Source organism: Treponema sp. UBA7567 (assembly GCF_002476655.1).
Classification (GTDB): domain Bacteria; phylum Spirochaetota; class Spirochaetia; order Treponematales; family Treponemataceae; genus Treponema_D.
In genome coordinates this window covers 23,859-33,549 of sequence record NZ_DLLH01000016.1, presented here as the reverse complement: position 1 = coordinate 33,549, position 9,691 = coordinate 23,859, and the positions used below count along the sequence as shown (strand labels likewise).

Sequence of the window (9,691 nt, the reverse complement as noted above, 5' to 3'; positions counted from 1 at the left end):
CAAAGAAGTTAAATATATCCAGCCAATGGTTACAAATCCTCCAAAACCGCAGGTGGCAATTATCGGCGGCGCAAAGGTTTCTTCAAAAATCGCTGTCTTGGAAAGCCTCTTGAAGAACGCTTCTGCCTTGATTATCGGCGGCGGAATGGCTTACACATTCTTGAAGGCTCAGGGGCACGAAGTTGGAATCTCTTTGGTTGAGGATGACTTTATCGACACAGCTAAAAAACTTTTGAAAGACGCTGAGGCAAAAGGCGTGAAGATTGTTCTTCCTGTTGACCACGTTGCCGCGGATAAATTTGACGCTAACGCTACTCCGGTTGCTGTTGACGGTGTTGACATTCCTGACAATCTTATGGCTATGGATGTTGGTCCGAAAACTCTTGAGCTTTACAAAGAAGTTCTTTCAACAGCGAAATCTGTTGTATGGAACGGACCTGTAGGCGTATTTGAATTTGACGCGTTTGCAAAGGGAACGGAAGCTGTCGCGAACCTTGTTGCAGAGGCGACTGGACGCGGCGCAATGACTGTTGTTGGTGGCGGAGACTCTGTTGCTGCTGTGAACAAGTTCCACCTTGCAGACAAGATGAGCCACGTTTCAACAGGCGGCGGTGCTTCGCTTGAATTCTTGGAAGGAAAGACATTGCCAGGAATTGCTATTTTGGCGACAAAATAATTTTGTTTGCAGGCTAAGATTGCGTGCGAGTTTCGCTTGCCGAAACTCGATAACTAAACCGCTTGCCGGTTTACGACCGATTTTGGCTACAAAATAACTGGCCTCAAAATAGATTTTTAAAATAATCTAAAAAAAACCGCATCGCCTACTTTTTTATGGTGCGGCTTTTTTTATTCAAAATAAACAGATAAATTACGGCTCTCTTTTTTCAAAATTTCGTTCAGCCATATTCAAATATTCAGTTCAAAACGTAAAAACCAATTATTTTGACATATATCAAAATAAGCAATAAAATAAAAATTCAAGACGATAGTGCTTTTAGGAGGTAAGATAAAAACAGCAGAAAATGGCGCCTGTTTTTATCTTTACAAGTTTGCGTTGGCAAACTTACTAATCAACTGCAATTTCTCACTTTGCTACGAAATTGCAATAAAGAGTCAATCCTAAGACTGAAGTTTTAATCTTGACTTTTTATGGGAGAAATTAAAAATGCGTACAACTTATGTAGCTGGAAACTGGAAGATGAACATGGATCGCGAGGGAACAGTTGCCCTCGTAAAAGAGCTTGTAGTCCAGTTAAAAGACTGCAAAAATAAAGTGATGATTGCACCTCCATTTGTTTATCTTGATCTTGTTTCTCAGCTTGTAAAAGGAACAAATATTCTTCTTGGAGCACAAAACTGCGCCGCTACAGACAATGGCGCTCATACTGGAGAAATTTCTGTCGCAATGCTCAGGGATCTTGGTGTTCAGGTTGTAATCTTAGGACATTCAGAACGCCGTTACGAATTTGGCGAATGCGACGAACTTATAAATATGAAAGTTACAAGAGCGCTTGCCGCCGGTCTTGACGTAATAATCTGCATTGGAGAGCTTTTGGCTCAGCGCGAGGTAGGCCGTGCCGAAAAAGTGTGCGAACGCCAGTTGAATTCAGCTCTCATGGGCGTTTCAAAAGAACAGCTTTCGCATGTGACTATTGCTTACGAGCCTGTCTGGGCAATCGGAACCGGAAAAACTGCAACTCCAGAAGACGCTCAGCAAATCCATTCTTATGCAAGAAAAGTAATTGCAAAAATGTATGATCAGGAAGCGGCCGACAATATCATAATTCAGTACGGCGGCTCAATGAACGTAAAAAACTACAAGGAGCTTCTTGCTCAAAGCGACGTTGACGGCGGTTTAATCGGCGGAGCCTCGTTAAAGGCGGAAACTTTTATTCCAATCTGTAACGGTTAATTTTTTTATTTTGCAAGCTGGAGGCATTTTTGCCTTTGGCAAAAACCGGGCTATCCGCACTTCCGCGTCTTCGCGCTCCATCCGGCAGACGCCGGACGCCTTGCGGTGCTGCTATCCCTTGCCCGATAGCGAGAAGCTTTTTTCTTCTATACTCTATAGCAATAAATTGACAGTTTGTTTATATTTCGATAAAATGCAATCTGCAATTAAAAAGTAGCTGGGAATTATCTGCCAGCATTTTGGAGAAATAAATGAAAGTTGTTTTGTTGGTAGCATTTGTAATTATCTGTGCTCTTTTGGTTCTTTTGGTTCTCGTACAGGACGAAAACAGCAGCGGAATGGGCGGACTTTTGGGCGGCGGAAACTCAGCTGCATTTGGATCACATTCTGCTTCAATTCTTACAAAGACTACTGTTGTTCTTGCAATTCTTTTCTTTGTTGTAACTTTGGCTCTTGCAAAAGTTCTTCCTTCTAAAAAACTTTCTTCTGATTCAGAACTTTTAAAAGCTGCTCAGGCAGAGGGGAAAGTTTCTACTGAAGAAGTTGCTCCAGAAGTAGAAAAAACTACAGCGGACTCTTCTGACTGGTGGAAAGAAGCTGCTGCAGAATAAAATTAAAAGGCAGGTTTTGATTTTTTTAAGTTAAAATCTGCCTTAAAATAGTATTTAAAAAAATCGATTTTCTGATATTCAAATAATTCAGAAAACTAAGGGGATAGTAATGGTTCTTGAGAATGTTTTTACAAAGGAAAGCATCATTATTGGTCTGGAGAGTACAGAAAAAGACGAGCTGTTTGAAGAAATGGTAGAAGCCATTCATTCATTGCATCCTGATTTTGACAGGGCAGAAGTTCTTTCTGCGCTCGAAGAACGTGAAGCTCAGATGAGCACTGGAATTATGCATTCTGTTGCTGTTCCTCATGCTTTTGCGCCTTCTGTAAATGGTACAATTGGTGCTATTGGTATCAGCAAAAACGGAATCGATTACGATTCTCTCGACGGTTCGCCTGTTCATGTTGTTTTTATGCTTCTTGCAGGAAACGGACAGACAGAAAAGCATATTCAGATTTTAAAATCATTAGCACTTCTTATTCAAAAAAACGGATTTGTTGATAAACTTGTTTCGTGTCAGTCGCAGTCTGAAGCCTACAACTTGATTTTGCAGACAGAAGAGGCAGTCTGAGGAGGCTGAAGTCATGGAAGAAAATGAGTCAAATGTAATTGAACATCTTCTTGAAGTTGAAAATATCGCTTCTTCTTTTACCGTTGATGCTCAGAATAAAGCAGCCGAAATTTTGAATTCTGCAAAAGCAAAGGCAGAGCAGGATTATCTTTCAAAATTTAATATTCAATCTGCAGAACTTGAAAAATCTTTCAAGGAAAAGTCTGCGAAAATAAACGAAAACATTGTTTCTGAAATAAACTCTTACAAAGAGAATATTTATCAGTCAGTTCAGGATAAGGCTGCTTTTAGCAATCTTATGAATAATTTGGTTTTGCAAAAATAGATGGCGGTGCGGTATGATGGATAAATCTGCTGCAGATGCTTATGTTTATGCAAAAGTATCCGGAATACTGGCCAATTCCTATTCTGGAAAAAATGCGGACAGACTGTATTCTGCAAAATCTCTGACAGAACTTTATGGTCTTCTTTTTAAATCCGAAGTTCCTGCAATTCCTGAAAATTTGCTTGCCAAAAAAATTGAAGAAAAATCAGTTTTTACTTTTGTAGAACAGTATTGCCAGCTTGTCGAGTGTTATGCCCATCCTCAAAAAATTCTTCTAACCTTGCTTCGGCTTTATGATTATAGTAATTTAAAGATGCTTGCCGGCGCTTTGTGTATGAAGGAAACAAAATGTCCCGAAGTAATCGATTTGGGAAAATATTCTCTTTTAAATTACAAAAATTGGCCGAATCTTGCAAAAATCACCGAAAAAGACGAGCTTTCTTGGTATAACAAAGTTCCTGATATTTCCGAACAGCAGGTTTTAGACACAAAGCTTGATTTTCAATATCTGCACAACCTTTGGAAAGACGCCTGCGTTTCTGAACAGGCTGTAAGAGTTCAAATAAAATCTCTTGTTGCCGAAGAAATAAAAATCCGGAATATTGTCTGGGCGCTCCGCCTAAAAATTTATTACAAAATGGACAATGAAAGCATCTGTCAAAAGCTTTTTTTTGAAAATCCAAAATCAGCCGAAACTGATGTTTTTGCTGGCGAAGCAATGAAAATTTTAAGCAAAGATATTTCTAATTTTGATGAATGGAAAACATGGAAGTACAGCAAAATGCTGAATCCGCACGAGGAAGGCGTTGTTTGGGAAGTTGATCCGCGTTGGCTGGAAAATTCTTTCCGCACAGATCTCGTAAAAAAATATTCTACAGCTTTTCATAAATATCCGCTTACTTCTCTGTCTCTTGTCTGCTTTTTTAAGATAAAGCAGGACGAATTGAATAATATCCGCCATGTGACGGAAGAGTTAAGGCTTGGAGGCGAATAATGGCAAAAACTGCAAAAATGCGTCTTGTCGAATTGATGGTTCTAAAAGAAGACATTGATGAAGTTGTTGAATTTCTTGGTAAAAAAGGAAATTTTCAGTTTCAGCAGAAACTTGAATTAAATCATTCTATTTCAAACCCTGACGAGGATATTCTTTCAAAACTAAAAAATGTACGTTCATTTTTGAATTTGCCGGATGTTACAACCGAAGATTTGCAGGCCTCGACACGTCCTTCTGAATACGACAGAGTGTTGTGCCAGAAATTTCTTTATACTGTGGACGTTTTGCAGAAAAAAGAACGCGATGCTGATGATGAGCTTAAGCGTGTTCAAGATGCTTATAAGGAAGCACTTTCTTTTTCAAATTTAAAAGTTCCTTACAGCGAATTGGAGCATCTTTCTTTTTTGTCGCTCCGTATTGGAAAAATAGATCCTGCTATTTTTGACGAGCTGGTTTTTGATGTTGGACAAAGGGCTGTAATTGTCCCTCTTGGTTCTGATAAGTCAAAAATCCTTGCGGCAACTTCTAAAAAAGGCCGTTTTTCTCTTGACAGTGAACTGCGCAAGCACGGTTTTGTAAATATGGAAATTCCTAGCGACTTTAAAGGTGTTCCAGACGATGTCTTAAAAAGTCTGCAGCAGCAGGTAAAGGAAAAAACTAAGATTTTTGAGAATATCGAAGAAGAAAAACACAATATTGCAAAAACCCATGCAGATTTTCTTAAAAAATTTTTGTGCCAGTTCTCAATTGCCGCTCAAATTAAACTTTTGGAGAACAGCCTTGAGTCAACTGATCTGGTTTACCGTCTTACAGGCTGGATTCCTGAAAACGACTGCCATTCCATGATGACAGAACTCGATAAACTTTCTGAAGGAAGAATTGCAATTCGTCTTTTTGAGCCGAGCGAAGTTCCCTCTGTTCAGACTGGAGAAGAAAAAGTTCCAGTAAAATTGCATCACGGAAAACTGATTAGTTCTTTTGAGAGAATGATTTTTAGTTACGGCTCCCCGGCTTATGGAACAATAGATCCTACTCCGTTTGTTGCGCTGTTCTTTACTTTGCTTTTTGGAATTATGTTTGGCGATGCCGGCCAGGGCTTTGTTTTCTTGCTCGTTGGAATTTTAATGTCAGCAAAAGTTGTAAAAATCGGCGGATGGAATAAATTTGCTCCGATTTTTATGGCAATCGGCTGTTCAAGTATGATTATGGGAATTTTAACAGGCGAATTTTTTGCGACCGAAGGAATAATGAAACCTATCTCGATGTTTATTACCGGACTTTTTGGAGAAAGCCGCTACCCGATTCTTGAAATGAAATTCTGGGAATCGGCAAATGCAATCGGAATCATTTTTGGAATTTTCGGTTTTACAATGGCAGTTGGTTTTGTAATAAACTCGATTGGACTTTTAATAAACATTATCAACAAGTTTTCATGCAAAAAATACGGAAGCGCGATTTTCGGAAAAACTGGAATCGCAGGAGCGCTTTGGTTTTGGTATGTCGTAATCTTTGCTTTGAGGATTGGCTTTGCGCATCATTCTCCGACAACTTTTGACTGGATTTTTATTGCCGTTACTCTGTTTTTTGCAGCTTTTGGCGAGCCTTTTGAAAGATTTTTTGACGGAGAAAAGCCAGCTGTTGAAGGCGGAATTGGCGGTGTAATAATTGGTGGCACGGTTGAATTGATAGAAGTTGTTTCTTCTTATCTTTCTAATTCAATTAGCTTTGTCCGTGTCGGCGCTTTTGCTCTTGCACACGCGGTTTTGGGATTTATTATTGAAAAAATGTGCAGTATTGCTCCGGCAGGTTTTGCACAGGTTTTGATATTGATTATTGGAAACGGGATTGTTGTTGTTCTTGAGGGAATGATTGTTGCAATTCAGGTTATTCGTCTTCAATATTATGAATTTTTCTCAAAGTTTTTCAATGAAACGGGAAAGGAATTTGTTCCTTTTGCGTTTACATATAAATAGAGGTTTTGAAGTTAGTTTAAAACCCCTGGTAATTAAATAAATTTTTTGTGAGGTAAAAATATGAACAAAAAAATTATTGCGTTGGCAGCTGCTTTGCTTTGTTTTACAGTAGCTGGCTTGTTTGCTCAGAAATCAGAAACCCCTGCTGCTACACAGACTGTTGCAGAAGCTCAGACTTCAACTGTAGAAGCTAAGGCTGACAGCAACTCTAGTGCTATAAAATATGTAGCTGCGGCTTTTGCAGTTGCACTTGCATGTATTGCCGGCGGTATGGCAGTAGGAAAAATCGGTGCTGCGGCAATGGGCGCTATGAGCGAAAATGCTGAACTTTCAGGAAAAGCTCTTCCTTTTGTTGGTCTTGCGGAAGGTATTTGTCTTTGGGGCTTCCTTGTTGCACTTTTAATTATCATTCTCTAGGTTTTTAGTAAACGAAAATTATGGAATACTTTACGATTGCTCAGCGGGAACTTGTTCTGGCTTTTAAACTCGTCGGAGTTGACGGTGCAGTTGCCCTTAACAGAAAAGAAGCTCTTGATGCATTTAACCGTGTAACCGGTCATGGCGGCGAGAATTCTTTGCCTGTTGATGAGCGACCGAAAGTCTTGATTTTGTCAGAGGATGTTTCTGCCATGCTTGAACAGGAAGTGCTGGCCTGGCAGAAAAGTGCTCAGTTTCCGCTTATTGTTGAAATTCCTCCGCTGAACGGACATCTGCAGGGAAAAAAATCCCTTACTGATTCGATTCGCGAAGCAGTTGGTATTTCTGTGTAGATTTTGACTCAGGCAAAGCCTGATTTTACGGGAATTAAAAAATGGAAGAACTTAGATCAACTGAAATACTCGACAAAGAAATTGAAGCCGATGCTCGAAAAAAAGCGGACAGAATTGTCGCTAAGGCAGAGAGTGAGGCAAAGTCAATTATTGCAGGCGTTGATGAACGCGTAAAAAAAGCTGTTGAGGAAAAATTATCCGTATATAAAAACAAACTTTCTCTTTTGGAAAAAAATGCGGATGCATATATTCCTCTCGAAAAAGAAAGGTTCCTTGTTGCTTTCTACAATGAACAGGTTTGCAAGGCTATGAACGAATATTTTAATTCAATTGGAAAAGAAAAACGCCTGTCTTTGCTCGAAAATAAACTTGAAAAGTGTAAATTTGCGTTAGAAAATAAAAAAATTGCTGTCAGTTATTTTGGCGGTCTTGAAGAGGCAGATGCTAGAAAAGTTGTAGAAAAAGCATTTGCAAAAAATATTACAGGATATGAAGCAATTCAGTTTGAAAAAAGTGGAGAAGAATCTGTAAAAGGAAACGAAATCCACGAAGGAATGATTCTTAAAAGCGATGAAAAAAATTCCGTGATTGTTCGTCTTACAATAGATGAGCTTGTGCGCGAATTAAAAGATAAATATTCATACGAACTCTCATCAACATTGTTCGGAGGAAGGCTCCCGGAATGATAAAAGGAAAAATAACTAGAATTTCAGGACCGATTGTTTATGCTGAAGGCCTTGAAGGTTGCGGTCTTTATGATGTTGTTGATGTTGGCGAAAAGAAAATAATCGGCGAAATCATTCGTCAGAATAAAGGCATTGCCACAATTCAGGTTTACGAAGACGATACTGGAATGAAGATTGGAGAAGATGTTGTTTCTAACGAACGGCCTCTTTCCTTAAAACTTGGTCCTGGACTTGTCGGAACAATTTATGATGGAATTCAGCGTCCTCTCGAAGCTATGTACAAAGAATCTGGAGCATTTTTGATTCCAGGACAGAGAAGCGAGCCGATTGACGCAAATAAAATTTGGCATTTTGATGCCTGCGAATGTGTAAAAGAAGGAACTCCGATAAAACCTGGTTTTGTGCTTGGAACTGTACAAGAAACTCAGTCGATTTTACATAAAATTATGGTTCCACCGCAGGTTCGCGGACGTGTTCTTGTTTCTTTTAAGGGAAGCGGAGATTATACTGTCGACGACGTTATTGCTAAAACTGAACTCGATGAAGAAATTCGTTTGAGCCATTACTGGTCTTTAAGAACTCCTCGTCCTTTTGCAAAAAAATTGACTGTAAGCCAGCCTTTGGTTACAGGCCAGCGCGTAATTGATGTTTTCTTTCCGCTTTCAAAAGGAGGCACAGCTGCAATTCCTGGTGGATTTGGTACAGGAAAAACAATGACGCAGCACGCAATCGCAAAATGGTGCGATGCGGATTTAATCGTTTATATCGGTTGTGGAGAGCGCGGAAACGAAATGACCGACGTTCTTACAGAATTTCCTAGCTTGATCGACCCTAGAACCGGCCGCTCGCTTATGGAAAGAACGATTCTTATTGCAAATACTTCAAATATGCCGGTTGCTGCCAGGGAAGTTTCTCTTTATGCGGGAATTACTCTTGCCGAGTATTACCGCGACATGGGAATGCACGTTGCAATAATGGCAGATTCAACTTCGCGCTGGGCAGAAGCCTTGCGTGAACTTTCTGGCCGTATGGAAGAAATGCCTGCTGAGGAAGGTTTTCCTGCTTATCTTCCGAGCCGGCTTGCTTCGTTTTATGAACGGGCTGGCCGCGTAGATGCCCTTTGCGGACAGGAAGGTTCTGTTTCTGTAATCGGCGCAGTTTCGCCTCCAGGAGGAGATTTTTCTGAGCCTGTAACACAGCACACAAAGCGTTTTATCCGCTGTTTCTGGGCTTTGGACAGAGAGCTTGCAAATTCCCGGCACTATCCTGCGATTGGCTGGATTGATTCTTATTCTGAATATGCTGACGAAGTAAAAGAATGGTGGGATAATCTTGATCCGCGCTGGGCAAAGGTTAGGCTTGAAGCGCTTGAACTTCTTAAAAAAGAGCAAAAACTTCAATCTATTGTTCGTTTGATTGGACCAGATGCCTTGCCTGACTATGAGCGCATTGTTCTTATCGTTGCGGACATGATTAAAAACGGATTTTTGCAGCAGAATGCTTTTGACGCGATTGACGTTTATTCTGTTCCTGAAAAGCAGATTCAGATTTTGCTTTTGATGATGGAATTTTACAACCGTGGCGCAGCCGTAATAAAAGCCGGTGCTCCGCTGTCTAAGGTGAACGCTCTTCCTGTTAAGGAAGAAATTGTCCGCCTAAAGACAACTGTTCCAAACGATAAGCTCGAAATGATAAAAGAAACGGAAAGCCGTTTTGAACAGCAGATGGGCGGACTTGAACGGATGTACTCAAAAGTTTAAGGACGACTTCCAGGGGCGTTGCGGGGAAGTTCCCCGCAGAGTGGGGTGTGTGAGCAACGAAGTGCGAACCTAGGGGAGAGACTTCTCCC

The 9,691-nt window shown here is 40.3% G+C and carries 11 protein-coding genes; all 11 read left to right on the top strand.

Going from position 1 to position 9,691, the window contains the following annotated elements; all coding sequences use genetic code 11:
* Positions 1–676: phosphoglycerate kinase (locus B3Y13_RS01575; RefSeq protein ID WP_296692263.1), on the top strand; the 676-nt coding region annotated here is incomplete at its 5' end.
* 489 nt (positions 677–1,165) lie between these two features.
* Positions 1,166–1,912: a triose-phosphate isomerase gene (gene tpiA / locus B3Y13_RS01570; RefSeq protein ID WP_296020212.1), complete on the top strand. Its 747-nt coding sequence runs from the start codon at positions 1,166–1,168 to the stop codon at positions 1,910–1,912.
* Between the two features lie 251 nt (positions 1,913–2,163).
* Positions 2,164–2,523, top strand: a complete 360-nt coding sequence (gene secG / locus B3Y13_RS01565; RefSeq protein ID WP_296020209.1) for a preprotein translocase subunit SecG — start codon at positions 2,164–2,166, stop codon at positions 2,521–2,523.
* A gap of 109 nt (positions 2,524–2,632) precedes the next feature.
* Entirely contained in the window at positions 2,633–3,094 is a 462-nt protein-coding gene (locus B3Y13_RS01560; RefSeq protein ID WP_296020206.1) for a PTS sugar transporter subunit IIA, read from the top strand.
* A 13-nt stretch (positions 3,095–3,107) separates the two neighbouring features.
* On the top strand, positions 3,108–3,419 hold the full coding sequence (locus B3Y13_RS01555; RefSeq protein ID WP_296692261.1) for a hypothetical protein: 312 nt from the start codon (positions 3,108–3,110) through the stop codon (positions 3,417–3,419).
* 13 nt (positions 3,420–3,432) lie between these two features.
* Complete coding sequence (locus B3Y13_RS01550) at positions 3,433–4,413, top strand: V0D/AC39 family V-type ATPase subunit (protein ID WP_296692260.1); 981 nt, start codon at positions 3,433–3,435, stop codon at positions 4,411–4,413.
* Positions 4,413–6,386, top strand: a complete 1,974-nt coding sequence (locus B3Y13_RS01545; RefSeq protein WP_296668784.1) for a V-type ATP synthase subunit I — start codon at positions 4,413–4,415, stop codon at positions 6,384–6,386. The genes B3Y13_RS01550 and B3Y13_RS01545 overlap by 1 nt, the downstream gene beginning before the upstream one ends.
* Before the next feature lie 60 nt (positions 6,387–6,446).
* Entirely contained in the window at positions 6,447–6,803 is a 357-nt protein-coding gene (locus B3Y13_RS01540) for an ATP synthase subunit C (protein WP_296692257.1), read from the top strand.
* A gap of 20 nt (positions 6,804–6,823) precedes the next feature.
* Positions 6,824–7,156 (top strand): V-type ATP synthase subunit F, encoded by a 333-nt coding sequence (locus B3Y13_RS01535; RefSeq protein ID WP_296668789.1) that lies wholly within the window; start codon positions 6,824–6,826, stop codon positions 7,154–7,156.
* A 41-nt stretch (positions 7,157–7,197) separates the two neighbouring features.
* Positions 7,198–7,842 (top strand): hypothetical protein, encoded by a 645-nt coding sequence (locus tag B3Y13_RS01530; RefSeq protein WP_296668790.1) that lies wholly within the window; start codon positions 7,198–7,200, stop codon positions 7,840–7,842.
* The gene (locus B3Y13_RS01525) at positions 7,839–9,602 is read left to right on the top strand and encodes a V-type ATP synthase subunit A (RefSeq protein ID WP_296668792.1); all 1,764 of its coding nucleotides are present in this window, start codon (positions 7,839–7,841) and stop codon (positions 9,600–9,602) included. Before B3Y13_RS01530 ends, B3Y13_RS01525 begins: the two co-directional genes overlap by 4 nt.
* The last annotated feature ends 89 nt before the right edge of the window (positions 9,603–9,691 follow it).